Consider the following 14,476-nt stretch of genomic DNA (forward strand, 5'->3'; position numbering starts at 1 on the left):
GATTGGGCGAGGTGCTGGCTGATGGCGGCCCCCAGGCCGCCACTCCCACCCGTTACCAGAGCGAGTTTGCTCATGACAACGCGCCCTCCTCGTCCAGTTTCTTGTAACGGCGAACACGGATATCTGCTTGCTCTTTATGGCCGGCAAAACCTTCCAGTGCACATAGACGAGAGCAGTATTCACCGACTTTCAGCGAAGCCTCTGCAGTGACGCGCTGGTAGGTACAGGTCTTGATGAACTTACCAACCCATAGGCCACCGGTATAGCGAGCCGCTTTCTTGGTCGGTAGGGTATGGTTAGTACCGATACACTTGTCACCGTAGGAAACATTGGTTTCACGTCCAAGGAACAGCGCACCGTAGTTAGTCATATTCTCAAGGAAGTACTGTGGGTCGCGGGTCATTACCTGGACGTGCTCAGAAGCAATATCATCAGCAACTTCGACCATTTCTTCGTAGCTGTCACAGACAATCACCTGGCCGTAATCATCCCACGCCTTACCAGCCACTTCCGCTGTCGGCAAGATTGTCAGCTGACGTTCGATCTCTTTGATGGTCTCAAGGGCAAACTGCTCTGAGTTTGTTAAAAGGACCGCAGGAGAGTTGTAGCCGTGTTCAGCTTGACCAAGGAGATCAGCAGCAGCCAGTTCAGGATCACAACCTTGCTCATCAGCAATAACCAATGTTTCGGTTGGACCTGCAAACAAGTCGATACCCACTCGGCCAAACAGTTGGCGCTTGGCTTCAGCAACAAAAGCGTTACCAGGGCCAACAATCATATCAACAGGCAGGATTGATTCGGTTCCCAAGGCCATTGCACCAACGGCCTGAACACCACCAAAGCAATAGATTTCATCGGCTCCGGCCATCGCCATTGCGGCTACGATGGCAGGGTTCGGCTCACCGTTGAATGGAGGAGCACAGGCAATAACACGTTTAACACCGGCAACTTTGGCAGTCAGGACACTCATGTGTGCAGAAGCAACCAGCGGGTACTTACCGCCAGGGATGTAACAGCCAACACTGTTTACCGGTACGTTCTTGTGGCCTAGCACAACACCCGGCAGCGTTTCGACTTCAACATCTTTCATTGAATCACGCTGGACCTGGGCAAAGTTACGGACCTGCTCTTGGGCAAACTCGATATCATGGCGCGTCGCATCGTCCAGGCTATCGATACAGGCCTGGATTTGCTCCTCTGACAAGCGGAACTGGGCTGGTGACCAGTTATCAAATTTTTCCGATAACTCGCGCACAGCGCTGTCGCCACGCTGTTGGATATCCCCAAGGATCCCCTCAACGATACCGCGTACCTTTGCGTCATTGGATGCTGAAACTTCTTCTGTGATGCCTTCTTTCAGAAAACGAGCCATGTATGTTTCTCCTTGCTTCACTTTTGATTACGTATGCATTGTTATGAAAAATTTTTTTATGGTTCTGACTTTATTCCAGCTGGTTGGATAGGACTAAACAACCAAATGACTACGAATGCAAAATACATTAGACAAAAAATTTACAACAAGCAAACAAAAACATCACCAAACCAAAGATATTTTTTTATCCTACTGATTTAACTGAATTTAAGTTAGTCATACCAGATCGTAGGCAGTTATAACCAGCGCTATTGACCCGATTAAGTCGATGTTTTCACCTCACCATTGTTGCCAAAAAGTTAATTTAAGGATATTTATCTTGCATACCTTTCCAATACAAAAACCAAGTAACAAGGAACCGTTATGCGCTTTTCATCACAACTTCAACAACCAGTACAACTTGGGACTTTCGTTAAAACCCCGCATCCCCATATCATTGAAGTATTAGCTCTAACCGAGCTGGATTTCCTGATCTTGGATGCCGAGCATTCGCCTTATGACAGGGCTTCCTTGGATCTCTGCATCATGACCGCACGGCTATCAGGACTACCTGCACTTGTCAGGATCCCGGATGCGGCACCGTCAACCATACTCAATGCCCTAGACTGCGGGGCAACGGGTATCCAGGTGCCACATGTCTGCTCTGCCAGCCAAGCCGAGGAGATCGTCAAGCGCAGCCACTACGGTGAAAATGGTCGTGGCTATGCCGGCTCAACCCGTGCAGCCAACTATGCGACCAAGCCAATGGCCGAACACCTTGCTACGAGTAAAACAGCCACCACTGTTGTTGCCCAGATAGAGGACCCTGAAGGCGTCGACAATGTCGACGCTATTGCAGCCGTCGAGGGTATCGATGCCTTGTTCATCGGCCAGGTCGACCTTGCCGTAGCCTATGGGGCTCCCTCGGTACAAACCGATGTGGTAAGGGACGCCAGCTTGAAAGTCATTGAGGCCGCCAAGCGAAACAACAAACCGGTAGGCATGTTCGTCGCTGATGCCAGTCAAATTTCTGCTTGGAAAGAGGCCGGGGTCTCTTTCTTTGGCCTGGCGTCTGAGCATAAAATGATTATTGATGGATTTAACCGACAGCGCGCCGCCTTGTAAGGCGCGAAGTTTACACTAAGGAGGTCGTTATCAAGGCCAAAGTCACCTCGGTCGATGTTGCCAAAATGCTGGGCGTTTCCCAATCTACGGTATCAAGGGCATTCAACCCCAAGGCCAGTATTAGCGAAAAGAAACGCCAGATGGTGCTCGATGCGGCAAACAAGCTGGGTTATACCCCCAATGCCATCGCAAGAAGCCTGATCTCCAACCGTTCCGGGTTGGTTGCCATCGCCCTCGATAGCGAAAGCAACCCGATGTACGATTTGCAGACCCGTAAACTGGCCAGTGCCATCCAAAAACGCGGCGGGCAGGTTGTACTCTGCCCGATCGACAAGGATGATCTGGATTTGGCCATTTCCCGTGCCATCGAGTATCAGGTCGATGGGCTGATCATTGCCACCAGCCGCCTGACAAGCCGGGCATTTGCCCAGTGTGAAAAGTTCGGCGTCCATTTGTGCCTGATCAACCGCTACATAGAAGGGGTGACCGCCAACAGTGTTGGCTTGGACAACCTCCATGCCGGTATCCAGGCTGCCGATTACCTACACGGTAAAGGGTTCGAGCGGATGATATACATTAGCGGTGATGCTGGGTCGATGACCAGTGAGGAACGCTGGAAGGGGTTCTCCAAGCGGCTAAGCGAGCTTGGCCTACCGGCCCCCGATTACATCCAGTGCCAGTATAACTTTGAGTCAGGCCTCGCCGCAGCCAGCGAGATCCTTGCCAAGCCCCACCAGCCCCAAGCTATCTTCTGCGCCAACGATATCCTCGCCCTCGGGGTAATTGACGGCCTGCGTCAGGCAGGTAAGGCAGTCCCCGGTGACTATGCCGTAATGGGCGTCGACGACATCCCGATGGCAAGTTGGCCCGGCTATAGCCTGACAACCATCGCCCAACCGCTGGATCAGATCACCCAACTTGCCGTCGATGATTTGCTCTCGCGTATCCAGCAAGAGCAAGAAGCGAGCGGCGAGTACCTGATGCGCCAGGGTGTGGTCATCGAACGAAGCAGTACCCTAGCCTAAGACCCTCCCTAAATCCTACCCAAACCAGCGTGTCATGCGCTGGTTTTTCTTTGCCTCAGCAAAAGCCACATCACACCTTGCTACATTTATGTTAAATAAATGTTGACTTTAATTACCTATGATTTATTTTTGGATTCGTATGCAAAAAGATAACAATTATTCAACACAACCAACCCTACTAATGAACTACTGTGATGCATAACAGTATTCAAAGGAGATAAAAATGCGTAAGTTTGTCTCGATCGTCTGCTCAACAATCCTTTTCTCAACCACTTTGACTGCGAATGCAAGCACGGTCATCCGTCTCGGCCATGACAGCCAAGAAACCTCCCCGGTTCACCAGTCCATGGTCTATTTCGAACAAGAACTCGAGCGCCGCTCCAACGGGGAAATCGAGGTCGAGATATACCCTGCAAGGCAATTGGGTGATGTGAGGGAAACCACCGAGATGGTTCAGCAAGGCAACCTCCAGATGACATTCGGCGCATCCATCCTATTGGCGCCTTTTGTCCCAGAGTTCAACGTGCTTGATGTGTTCTACCTGTTCCGCGATGCCGATCACGCCCACAAGGCACTCGACAGCGATGAAATCGGCGGTCAGTTACTAGGTGCTATGGAGAGCAAGGGTTTCCACGGCCTTGGCTTTATGGAAGTCGGCTTCCGCAGTATCACCAACAGCCGCAAACCGATTGAAACCGTTGACGACCTCAAAGGGCTTAAAATCCGTGCGGCTTCCAACCCGACCCAAATCAGCGCCTGGCGCTCTATCGGTACGGCCCCAACCCCTCTGTCATGGGGTGAGATCTTTACCTCGCTTCAGCAGGGCCTAATTAATGCCCAGGAAAGTGGCCTCTACTCCATTTATGCAGAGCGTTTCTACGAAGCCCAATCTTACCTGTCACTGACCAACCACATGTATACCAACTACGTGTTGTTTATGAACAAGCCGTTCTGGGAGTCCCTAAGCGCAGATCAGCAGAGCCTAATCAATGAGGTCACCGTTGAAGCCATTGCCAAGCAACGCAAACTTGCAGCCGAACTGAACAGCAACGTTATTACCCAGCTAGAGGAAAAAGGGATGGCAGTCAATGAGGTACCTCAGGCTGTGCGTGATCAGATGAAAACCCAGATGAATGCGGCTATCTATGACTCACTGCGTGAGCGCACAGGCGAACAGCTATTTGACCAAGTTATCTCTGCAGTCGAAGCCCTGTAACCACCAGCTTTAAGGGAAGGATCCTATGCCGTTAGTCCGTTGGTTGGACAAGCACTTCGAACCCACGCTGATCATTACTGCGATCAGCCTGATGACCGGATTGCTCTGTCTACAAATTGTGTTGCGTCTGTTTGACGCAACCATTCCCTGGGCCGAAGAGTTGGCCCGTTACCTGTTCGTTTGGGCGATGTACCTCAGTATCAGCTACTGCATCAAGGATGACCGCCATATTCGGATCCGGGTATTGGTCGACTTACTGCCCAAGCGGGGCCGTGAAGCGGTGTTGGTTCTCGCCGACCTGATCTTCATGGCATTTTCGATGTCCGTCGCTTGGTTTGGCTACCAGGTCGTTATGCGGAGCCTGGCACTGGGACAGATAGCCCCGGCGCTGGAAATCCCGATTGCCGTACTCTACTGCTCCGTCTTGGTGGGTAGTGTACTGAATATAATCAGGCTTTCATCGAGCATCTGGCGGCGTGTCGCCTTGATCCGCGGTAACCGGGAATCTTACCAGGAGGTTCAAGGATGACATCAGCGTTGTTGTTTGGGTCATTTGGCCTGTTGTTAATGATTGGTGTGCCGGTCGGCATAGCACTGGCCGGTGCCAGCATGATCGCTATATTGAGCCTGCCCTTCCTCAATATCGAATTTCTGGTACAGGGCCTCGCGACCGGACTCGATTCCTTCCCGCTGCTGGCCGTGGTGCTATTTACCCTCGCCGGTAACTTGATGAGCCAGGGCGGTATTTCCAACCGCTTGCTGCATGTTGCCGAGACATTCTTCGGTCACTTTACCGGTGGCCTCGGTATTGTTGCCATCGTAGCCTGTATGTTCTTTGCCTCAATCTCGGGCACTGGATCGGCTACGGTGGCGGCAATCGGCCTCACGATGATCCCGAGTATGGTAAAAAAAGGCTACGACCGCAGTTTTGCCGGCTCGCTTATTGCCTGCTCTGGCGGCATAGGGGTGATCATACCCCCTAGCGTTGTGATGATTGTCTATGCCATCACAGCTGAAGTCTCGGTAACCTCTATGTTTATGGCAGGTATTGTGCCGGGTATTGTGGTCGGTGTCGTCCTTATTGCCTATTGCGTTATAGTCTCAAAGCTCAAGGGCTACTCTGGCAATGAGAAAAAATACTCATGGCAAGAACGATGGCAGGCGATCAAGGACGCAATTTGGGCGATGCTGTTACCGGTGATAATACTCGGTGGGATCTACTCGGGGATCTTTACCCCTACGGAGTCTGCCGCTATCGGGGTTGCCTACGGCATGTTCTTCGGCGTATTTGTCTACAAGGAACTCGATGCCAAGAAAATCCGCAAGATTATCCTTGAGTCCTCGTTGTTGGTCGGTGCAGTGCTGGTCATCGTGGGGGCTTCCGTAACCTTCGGCCGGATCCTGACGCTTGAAAGACTACCGACGGAAATTGCCCAGTTCATCTTGTCCCTGACCGAAAACAAGATAGCTATCCTGCTAGCCATTAATTTATTGTTACTGGTTGTGGGGACATTCATGGAGACGCTGGCTGCCATAGTCATCTTGACGCCAATCTTGCTGCCGATAGTAACCGCACTGGGTATGCACCCAGTCCACTTCGGTATTGTCATGATCGTCAACCTGGCAATTGGCTTTGTCACCCCGCCGCTCGGGGCCAACCTATTCATGGCAAGCCAGGTCGGCAAAATCCCGATAGAGCAGCTCTCCCGTGCCATATTGGGCTGGATAGGCGCAATGATTGTCGCACTGGCACTTATTACGTTTATTCCCTCCCTCTCGCTCGCACTACCGGGCTTGTAATAAACCATACTGCAAGGGGACATTCGTCTCCTTCTTTTTGTTGCCGCATGCCTGAAAGGCAGCATTTTCATCCACCAACCACCTACCTCTGCCATATATCCAGCATTTTCCCCATCATCCCGCCTTAGCACTCCTTTGCACGGAATATTATATTGCTCACTTATGCAATCACTTTTCAGGATAAAAAAACACCACTTGTTAAAAATCTGATCCGCGCCACGCATTTTCAATCGTGCCAAAAACAGTTTATTGACATATCTGCAACATCCGCTAGTTTGAATACGTAACCAAAAACATAACAACTTATTAACTTGTCAGACTGATAGGAGGTATTTATGGCCATGGCCGGCTTTGATCCAAGATGGCGTGATTTTCCAGATTACATTCTTGGTATTACCAAGGAGATTTGGGAAGACCGGGGGCTGCATACCCTCCACCATTACTATTCACCCGATATTATCGTCCGCTCCCCAAGCGGTATCTCAACCGGTAATGAAGGCGTCATCAGCGCTACCATGGCGACACTGGCAGAGTTCCCTGATCGTACCCTCTTTGGAGAAGACGTGATTTGGAGCGGCAGCCCAGAACAAGGCATGCTTTCCTCTCACCGTATTACTTCGACAGCTTCCCACCTAGGTGACGGGGTTTACGGCAAGGCCAGCGGTACCAAACTCCGTTACCGCATCATTGCCGATTGCCATGCTATTAATAACCAAATCAATGACGAGTGGCTGATCCGCGACCAAGGCGACATCGCCAAGCAACTGGGGCTGAGTGCGGAAGAATACGCCCGCCAGTTAATCGAACGTGAAGGTGGGGTTGAAAAGAGCCCATTCCCGTTCACCCCGGCTCAAGATATCGAAGGTCCCTATCTTGGAATTGGTAATGACAATGAATGGGGAAGCCGGTTCGAAGATACCCTGCGCAAATTGATGAATGCTGAGTTCTCAACCGTTACCAATGACTATGACCGCGCCTGTATGGCGGAATACCCTGGCGGCACCTCAGCCCTTTCCCACCATGAGGTTGACCAGTTCTGGATGCAACTCCGTGCTGCGTTTCCCAATGCCAAATTTACTGTCCATCACCGTATTGGCCGCGAAGATCCAATGATGGCGCCCCGCGCTGCTATCCGCTGGTCGCTGCAAGGCAAGCATGAGGGCTATGGTGCCTTTGGCAAACCTACCGGTGCCGATGTGTATGTGATGGGGATAAGCCATGCAGAATATGGCCCGTGGGGCCTGCGCCGCGAGTTCACGCTATATGACCAGACAGCGGTATGGAAGCAAATCCTATTACAACAGGGATAAACCGCCACTCAGCCTTTAAATCCACATTAAAAAGACAACAAGGGCCAATAGGCCCGCCCAGACTCAACACTGTAAGGATGCATAATGTCACTGAATATCATCGAGAAGTTCTACCAAAATTACTTCACTGCCAGCCAGTCCGAGCAAGCAGAGGTTGCCAGCAACGCCCTTAATGCCGATGTTAAATGGTGTGTTGCCCACCCTGTCAATGACCTAAACGGCCCGCAGGCTGCCGACGAATCGTTTCTCGCCCCGCTCAAGCATGCCCTGCCCGATGCGGAGCGCCGCCCGTTGATTGTGATGGATGGTGAATATGAAGGACGTACTTGGTACAACTCGACCGGTTATTTTGTCGGGACATTCGAAAACAGCCTGTTTGGCATTCCGGCCACTGGGAAAACCCTTTATCTTCGCTATACCGAAATGGTCTGCGTCGAGAACGGCCAGATCACCGAGTCTTACCTTATCCCCGACTTTATCGATGCAATGAACCAGGCCCGTGTCAATCCGATGCGCCGCAGCCTTGGCCACGATGGATTGGTCATGGCACCGGCCACCGCCGATGGTTTCAACCACGGTGAAGTGTGTCCCGATCGCAGCGAAAAGAGCAAGCAACTGGTTGAGGATATGTTGGGATGCCTTGGCCGCTTCGATGGCAAAGATCTCTACTCGATGGATCTGGAAAACTACTGGCACAGTGACTTCATGTGGTACGGCCCGGCAGCTATCGGTACAACACGGGGAATAAAAGGTTTCCGCAACCATCACCAAGCCCCGTTTGTTTTCGCCTTCCCAGACCGCAGCGTCGACATCGAGCTGAATATTTTGGCCCAAAATGACTACGTAAGCACAGGCGGCTGGCCGCACATGCACGGCACCCATACCGGACATAGCGGCTGGCTGGGATTGGCCCCGACTGGCAAGCATATTGAGTTGCGGGTCATGGACATCTGGCGCCGTGACGGTGAACTGCTCAAGGAAAACTGGGTTGCTATCGATATTGCCCACATTATGTTTCAGTTGGGCTATGACCTGTTCGGCCAGATGAAAGAGCAACTAGAGGGCCCTGCTTATGCATGATTTCGGACTATTAAACTGGACCATTCTCGGCGGTTACATTGTTCTCACCCTGATCCTAGGTGCCGTCATCGGTAAAAAAGTCACCTCAGCAAAGCAGTTCGCCCTCGGTGACAAAAATATCCCATGGTGGGCAATTGGTATCTCGGTCGTCAGTACCTATGTCAGTGCAATGTCGTTCCTCGGTGGCCCGGCATGGTCATACACCGAAGGGTTGTCGGTCATTGCCATCCACCTCAACTACCCGCTGGTGATCTTTTTCATCGTGTCGGTGTTTATGCCGTTTTTCTACAACAACGGCCTCACGTCTATTTACGAGTACCAAGAGCGCCGCTTCGGCAAAGCGTCCCGGTTGACCCTATCGATTATCTTCCTGATGAAGCAGGCGTTGAGTTCGGCAGCTGTACTGTATGCTACCGCTATGATCCTAGAATTCATCACCGGTATCGATGTGGTCTACTGCATCATGATTGTTACTGCCATCGCGCTGGTATACACCGTCATGGGGGGGATTGCCGCGGTTATCTGGACTGACGTTATCCAAGCCTTCATCCTGTTTATCGGGGCCTTCATTATCATCGAAGCGGTATGGAACGGCATGCCTGCTCCTATGACCGAAGTGCTTGCTGATCTCAAGGCCCAGGGCATGACCGACGCGCTCAAGACCAATATGGATCTCAGCCAAGTCACCACCGTTTGGGCTGGGGTGATTGCCATGACCATGTTCCACACTACTGTCTATGGCGGTAACCAGATGATGGTCCAGCGTTGTATGGCAGCAAAAAGCATGGGCGATGCCAAGAAATCTATGCTGATGATGGGCTATGTCGCCTTCTTCATCTACTTCTTGTTTATCGTATTGGGTGTGCTGTTCAATGCTTACTACGAAGGCAAGCCATTTGAAAACGGCAATACCATTATCCTGCAATATGCCAGTGAATACGGCGTACCGGGCTTGATGGGTATCATTGCCGCCGCCATCTTGGCTGCCAGTATGTCTAGCCTCGACTCAGCGTTCAACTCGATGGCAACAGTGTCAGTTGCCGACTTCTACAAGCGCTTTTACAAGCAAAACGAATCAGAGGAGCACTACCTCAAAGTATCTCGCTTCTTCACCGTTACTTGGGCCCTGTTGGTTATCATCCCTGCCTTGATGTTTGCCACCAGCACAGGTTCGGTACTTGAGGTACTGAGTAAAGCCGGTTCGTACTTTGTTGGTGCCAGCTTCTGTATGTTCGTCCTAGGCTTCTACTCCAAGCACATTACCGAAAAAGGCCTGTTGATCGGTGTCGCAGCCAGTTTCCTGGCTATCTGGTATGTTGCCGTTGCTACCGATATTTCGTGGCCTTGGTACTGTGTGATCGGTGTTGTGGTCAACAGTGTGGTGGCTTGGGTTGCCAGCCTTGCACTAACTGGCAAGCAAACCGAGATGCACCGCTACACTGTCAAGGGCCAGCAGGATGAGTACCAACGCCTGAACAAGCCAACCATGGACAATGGCTGGTATCTGGTACCGGGTAAAGTCGATAAAGCAAGCTATGGCCTGCTTGTGATGTTCGTCGTCTCGCTTGCCTTCTTGTACCTATTCAATGCCCTGATCGACAACAGCAATGCGCTAGTTATCTTTGGCTATGCCTGTGCCTATGTCTTCGGTGGTAGCCTGGCATTGTCACTAATGGCATTGAAGTACCGCTCGTTTACCGGCAAGAGCTATGTGGTGGGTACTGCCAGCACCATGACCCTGATGCTTGTCATGCTGTCACTGTTTGATATCTCAGGCTTCTGGTTCTTTGCCGCAGGCTTGCTGCTTAGCCCAGCCTCAGTATGGGCTGCCCAGAAAATGTCATCAGCACCGGTTACAGAAGCCGAAGGTGACGTCAGGGAGTCAAAAACAGCCTCTGCCACTTCACGCTAGCGCAAGGCGGCCCAGCAGGGCCGCTTTTGCAATCAATATTCAGCCATGCAAGTAATAAAAAACCCAGCCAATTGGCTGGGTTTTTGTTGTTCTGTTTGAACGTCCGCGTAACGGATTAACCGATGTGAGTCACGTTGTTCATGTACTTGCGCAGTACTTCAGGGATACGGATACGACCGTCAGCTTCCTGGTTGTTCTCAAGGATAGCAACCATAGTACGGCCAACCGCTAGGCCAGAACCGTTCAGGGTATGAACTAGCTCAGGCTTCTTCTCGCCCTTACGGCGGAAGCGAGCTTGCATACGGCGAGCCTGGAAGTCACCACAGTTAGAACAAGAAGAGATCTCACGGTACGTTTCCTGTGCAGGAACCCATACTTCTAAGTCGTAAGTCTTCACCGCGCCGAAGCCCATGTCACCAGTACATAGGATCACTTTGCGGTAAGGTAGCTCAAGCAGCTGTAGTACTTTCTCAGCGTGGCCTGTTAGCTCTTCCAGTGCGTCCATTGAGTCTTCAGGACGGGTGATCTGTACTAGCTCAACCTTATCGAACTGGTGCATACGGATAAGACCACGGGTGTCACGGCCGTAAGAACCCGCTTCTGAACGGAAGCAAGGTGTGTGCGCTGTCATCTTAACAGGCAGGTCTGCTTCTTCAGAAATCGTGTCACGCAGCATATTAGTAACTGGTACTTCTGCTGTCGGGATCAAAGACAAGGTACGAGGCTCTTCGTCGTTCACTTTCTCAGTCAGTGGCTGAGTGTGGAACAAGTCAGCACCGAACTTAGGCAGCTGGCCAGTACCGAATAGGCTGTCAGAGTTCACAAGGTACGGTACGTACATCTCGGTGTAGCCGTGCTCGTCGGTGTGCAGATCCAGCATGAACTGGGCGATTGCACGATGTAGGCGAGCGAACTGGCCTTTCATCACGATGAAACGTGCGCCAGACAGCTTAACTGCGCTTGCGAAATCAAGACCGTCAGCCAGTTCACCTAGGTCAACGTGGTCTTTCACGTCGAAATCGTAAGACTGAGGCTGGCCCCAGCGAGAGATTTCTACGTTCTCGTTTTCGTCTTTACCGGCTGGTACAGAATCGTCCGGCAGGTTTGGAATAGTTTGTACGATAGCGTCTAGCTCAGCCTGAAGCGCAGCAAGTGCTTTTTTCGCGTCGTCCAGCTCAGAGCCTAGGTTACCAACTTCAGCAAGGATACGCTCAGCTTCTTCGTGATCGCCCTTCGCTTTCGCTTGGCCAATGGACTTCGATCGGGAGTTACGCAATGCCTGAAGCTCTTCAGTTTTGATCTGAAGTGACTTACGTTTTTCTTCTAGGGAACGTAGTAGCTCTACATCAAGAGTGTAACCACGGCGCGCTAATTTTTCGGCTGTTGCGTCCAGCTCAGTTCGAAGTAATTTAGAATCTAGCATGCTAATCCTGTGCTCATAATGTTCTAAAGTGCACACTATTTAGTCAAATTGGTGACTAAATAATTTATAATTCAGAAGGCGTTAGGCAACCTAACGCTGATCCCTCAACAATACCCAAAAAGCCCTATTATTGATAGCGCTTTGACGCGCTTTTTGCATCTAAAGAAGCAAGATAATCTAACTTTTCGGATATTTTAGTCTCTAAGCCCCGATTTGTCGGCTGATAGTAGCGAGTGCCCGCTAACTCAGGCGGGAAATAGCTCTCACCTGCCGCATAGGCACCCGGCTCGTCATGGGCATAGCGATACTCCTGCCCGTAACCCATTTCCTTCATCAGCTTGGTTGGCGCATTGCGCAAGTGATGCGGAACTTCATAATCAGGATAGTTAGCCGCGTCCAACTTGGCCTGTTTAAATGCCGTGTAAACCGCGTTACTTTTCGGCGCACAGGCCAAATAGACAATCGCTTGTGCAATTGCCCGCTCACCTTCATAAGCGCCGACCCGGGTAAAACAATCCCAAGCAGACACTGCCACCTGCATCGCCCGTGGGTCGGCATTACCAATATCTTCCGAGGCAATCGCCAACAAGCGGCGGGCAACGTAAAGCGGATCACAGCCGGCCTGGAGCATACGGGCATACCAATATAGGCCGCCGTCCGGACTCGAGCCACGGATTGACTTGTGAACCGCTGAAATCATGTCGTACCACAAATCACCTTTGTTATCGAAACGGGCAATCTTTTCGCCGGCGACTTCAGCCAGCAGTGCCAGGGTAATTTGCTTGTTGCCATGCTTGTCCTCATCTGCCATGTCGATCAGTTGCTCAAGATAGTTCAGCGACATACGGGCATCACCGCCAACTAGCTCGGCCAAGCGCTCTTTGACCTCATCGACAAACACTAGGTTACCCTCAGTAACACCGCGCTCTTTGTCGTTAAGGGCCTGCTCAATGACTTCAAGGACTTCTTCAGTTTCAAGTGATTTGAGCTTGTAGACCCGGGCGCGCGACAACAATGCGTTGTTGAGTTCAAAAGAAGGGTTTTCTGTCGTTGCGCCAATGAAGGTCACGGTGCCGTCTTCGATATGGGGCAAGAAGGCATCCTGCTGGCTCTTGTTGAAGCGATGGACCTCATCGACAAACAAGATAGTGCGACGGCCGGCCATTTTGTTATCACGGGCCTTGTCGATTGCCGCTCGGATATCTTTCACCCCCGAGGTCACCGCAGACACTCGTTCAACTTCAGCATTGGCATAATGGGCTGCTACCTCGGCCAATGTCGTTTTTCCGGTGCCCGGTGGTCCCCATAGGATCATCGAATGTAGGTGCCCCGCTTCAAGGGCGCGCCTCAGCGGTTTGCCTTCCGCCAGAATGTGTTTCTGGCCGATGTATTCCTGCACGGTACGTGGACGCATTCGGGCCGCCAGCGGACGGAAATCCGAAGAAAAGTCCAGGCTGAAATTACTCAAAATTACCGCTCCTCTCTACCAACCCAAACCACTGCCGATTCAGTTGGCCTAAAAACAAAATTAGGTGGTACAAGCGTACCACCTAAATCAATCAGTTCACTGCTGGCAGGCTAGATACACTGCCAACTAATTTGGTGCGCAGGCTTAGTTGCGCTGATCATCCAGCTCTACGCCTTGTGGCGGCGTGAAGGTGAACAAGCTGGCCACAGGCGTTGCCTTGTTGAATTTGGACAGCTTGAAGTTGCTGCGCTGGCCGTCTTGTTCGACTACAGAAAAGCTACGAACCTCACCTGACTTAGCGACAGTTACAATAAACTTACCCATTGAAGAGGCACCGCTTTTCGGTGTCAGGGTAAAGGTATCTGCGGTCTGCGATACATTGTAGTTGGCCCAATCAGCCGCACTGTTGCGGGTCAGCAGAACAAACGGGGTTTGATCTGTGGCATCGTTGAGCCACATTGCCGTTACCTGCTCGATGAACGGGCTGTAGTACCAAAGTGTCTTGCCATCAGAGATCAAGATATTCTCATCCGGTGTTTCCGTATTCCAACGGAACAAGTTTGGTCGTTTGATGGATACATCACCGGTACCTTCTACCAGCAGACTCCCCTCAGGGCTTACGACGGTTTGGGTAAAATCGGCACTGAACGCATTTACTTTACCTAAACGGGTGCTCAGTTCCTGCTGCGGGTTAGCCTGGGCCTGACCTGCCATTAGCAACGGACCAGCAACCAACATACTCAAAAGCACTTTTTTAATCATTCTG

At 51.5% G+C, this 14,476-nt stretch carries 11 protein-coding genes and 1 pseudogene; 8 read left to right on the forward strand and 4 right to left on the reverse strand.

Annotation, left to right across the window (positions count from 1 at the left end; genetic code table 11):
* Positions 1-70: 70 nt before the first annotated feature.
* On the reverse strand, positions 71-1,372 hold the full coding sequence (gene hisD / locus C9J01_RS28070) for a histidinol dehydrogenase (RefSeq protein WP_107301361.1): 1,302 nt from the start codon (positions 1,370-1,372) through the stop codon (positions 71-73).
* Between the two features lie 363 nt (positions 1,373-1,735).
* Here hisD and C9J01_RS28075 point away from each other — a divergent pair, with 363 nt between their 5' ends.
* The 8 genes and pseudogenes from C9J01_RS28075 to C9J01_RS28110 all read left to right on the forward strand — a co-directional run.
* Positions 1,736-2,476 carry an HpcH/HpaI aldolase family protein gene (locus C9J01_RS28075; protein WP_107301362.1) on the forward strand — a complete coding sequence of 247 codons (741 nt, stop codon included), beginning with the start codon at positions 1,736-1,738 and terminating at the stop codon, positions 2,474-2,476.
* A 65-nt stretch (positions 2,477-2,541) separates the two neighbouring features.
* Positions 2,542-3,501 carry a LacI family DNA-binding transcriptional regulator gene (locus tag C9J01_RS28080; RefSeq protein ID WP_107301363.1) on the forward strand — a complete coding sequence of 320 codons (960 nt, stop codon included), beginning with the start codon at positions 2,542-2,544 and terminating at the stop codon, positions 3,499-3,501.
* Positions 3,502-3,724: 223 nt separating this feature from the next.
* Positions 3,725-4,717, forward strand: coding sequence for a TRAP transporter substrate-binding protein (locus C9J01_RS28085; RefSeq protein ID WP_107301364.1), 993 nt, complete (start codon positions 3,725-3,727; stop codon positions 4,715-4,717).
* Between the two features lie 25 nt (positions 4,718-4,742).
* Positions 4,743-5,246 (forward strand): TRAP transporter small permease, encoded by a 504-nt coding sequence (locus C9J01_RS28090; protein ID WP_107301365.1) that lies wholly within the window; start codon positions 4,743-4,745, stop codon positions 5,244-5,246.
* Complete coding sequence (locus tag C9J01_RS28095; RefSeq protein ID WP_107301366.1) at positions 5,243-6,517, forward strand: TRAP transporter large permease; 1,275 nt, start codon at positions 5,243-5,245, stop codon at positions 6,515-6,517. The genes C9J01_RS28090 and C9J01_RS28095 overlap by 4 nt, the downstream gene beginning before the upstream one ends.
* Positions 6,518-6,852: 335 nt before the next feature.
* Complete coding sequence (locus C9J01_RS28100; RefSeq protein ID WP_201797879.1) at positions 6,853-7,827, forward strand: nuclear transport factor 2 family protein; 975 nt, start codon at positions 6,853-6,855, stop codon at positions 7,825-7,827.
* Between the two features lie 84 nt (positions 7,828-7,911).
* Complete coding sequence (locus C9J01_RS28105) at positions 7,912-8,907, forward strand: nuclear transport factor 2 family protein (RefSeq protein WP_107301367.1); 996 nt, start codon at positions 7,912-7,914, stop codon at positions 8,905-8,907.
* Positions 8,900-10,484: pseudogene (locus tag C9J01_RS28110) on the forward strand (sodium:solute symporter family transporter); the annotation flags it as partial. The gene C9J01_RS28105 and the pseudogene C9J01_RS28110, both read left to right, overlap by 8 nt.
* 450 nt (positions 10,485-10,934) lie before the next feature.
* Here the strand turns inward: C9J01_RS28110 and serS are convergent.
* The 3 genes from serS to lolA all read right to left on the reverse strand — a co-directional run bounded on the left by serS (position 10,935) and on the right by lolA (position 14,469).
* Positions 10,935-12,242: a serine--tRNA ligase gene (gene serS / locus C9J01_RS28115; RefSeq protein ID WP_107301368.1), complete on the reverse strand. Its 1,308-nt coding sequence runs from the start codon at positions 12,240-12,242 to the stop codon at positions 10,935-10,937.
* A gap of 127 nt (positions 12,243-12,369) precedes the next feature.
* Positions 12,370-13,710, reverse strand: coding sequence for a replication-associated recombination protein A (locus C9J01_RS28120; protein ID WP_107301369.1), 1,341 nt, complete (start codon positions 13,708-13,710; stop codon positions 12,370-12,372).
* A 144-nt stretch (positions 13,711-13,854) separates the two neighbouring features.
* Positions 13,855-14,469, reverse strand: a complete 615-nt coding sequence (lolA, locus tag C9J01_RS28125; RefSeq protein WP_473805745.1) for an outer membrane lipoprotein periplasmic chaperone LolA — start codon at positions 14,467-14,469, stop codon at positions 13,855-13,857.
* Positions 14,470-14,476 lie beyond the last annotated feature (7 nt).

Origin of the sequence: Photobacterium rosenbergii (assembly GCF_003026455.1) — a bacterium.
In the GTDB taxonomy this organism is placed as follows: domain Bacteria; phylum Pseudomonadota; class Gammaproteobacteria; order Enterobacterales; family Vibrionaceae; genus Photobacterium; species Photobacterium rosenbergii.

What these genes read in the sequence shown, in the direction of transcription:
- C9J01_RS28080 (WP_107301363.1), top strand. Translation starts at nt 2,542, where the DNA reads ATGCTGGGCGTTTCCCAATCTACGGTATCAAGGGCATTCAACCCCAAG.
- C9J01_RS28075 (WP_107301362.1), top strand. Translation starts at nt 1,736, where the DNA reads ATGCGCTTTTCATCACAACTTCAACAACCAGTACAACTTGGGACTTTC.
- C9J01_RS28095 (WP_107301366.1), top strand. Translation starts at nt 5,243, where the DNA reads ATGACATCAGCGTTGTTGTTTGGGTCATTTGGCCTGTTGTTAATGATT.
- serS (WP_107301368.1), bottom strand. Translation starts at nt 12,242, where the DNA reads ATGCTAGATTCTAAATTACTTCGAACTGAGCTGGACGCAACAGCCGAA.
- C9J01_RS28100 (WP_201797879.1), top strand. Translation starts at nt 6,853, where the DNA reads ATGGCCATGGCCGGCTTTGATCCAAGATGGCGTGATTTTCCAGATTAC.
- hisD (WP_107301361.1), bottom strand. Translation starts at nt 1,372, where the DNA reads ATGGCTCGTTTTCTGAAAGAAGGCATCACAGAAGAAGTTTCAGCATCC.
- C9J01_RS28105 (WP_107301367.1), top strand. Translation starts at nt 7,912, where the DNA reads ATGTCACTGAATATCATCGAGAAGTTCTACCAAAATTACTTCACTGCC.
- C9J01_RS28090 (WP_107301365.1), top strand. Translation starts at nt 4,743, where the DNA reads ATGCCGTTAGTCCGTTGGTTGGACAAGCACTTCGAACCCACGCTGATC.
- C9J01_RS28085 (WP_107301364.1), top strand. Translation starts at nt 3,725, where the DNA reads ATGCGTAAGTTTGTCTCGATCGTCTGCTCAACAATCCTTTTCTCAACC.